The sequence below is a fragment of the Pseudomonas sp. NY11955 genome, assembly GCF_048068035.1.
In the GTDB taxonomy this organism is placed as follows: Bacteria; Pseudomonadota; Gammaproteobacteria; order Pseudomonadales; family Pseudomonadaceae; genus Aquipseudomonas.
This window is the reverse complement of sequence record NZ_JBLUPS010000085.1, coordinates 1-223: the sequence shown is the minus strand read 5'-3', so window position 1 is coordinate 223 and position 223 is coordinate 1. Positions and strand designations below refer to the sequence as shown.

General features: G+C 56.1%; 1 pseudogene. It reads right to left on the bottom strand.

Annotated elements, in window-relative coordinates:
* A pseudogene (locus ACNFBR_RS29375) lies at nucleotides 1-223 on the bottom strand (elongation factor Tu); the annotation flags it as partial.

Genomic DNA, 223 nt, shown 5'->3' with positions numbered 1-223 from the left:
TACCATTTCAACGCCTTCCGGCAGTTCGCAGTTACCGGTCACGTCAGTGGTACGGAAGTAGAACTGAGGACGGTAGCCTTTGAAGAACGGAGTGTGACGGCCGCCTTCTTCTTTCGACAGAACGTAGACTTCTGCGGTGAACTTGGTGTGCGGCTTGACCGAACCTGGCTTGACCAGAACCTGGCCACGCTCAACGTCGTCACGCTTGGTACCACGCAGCAGA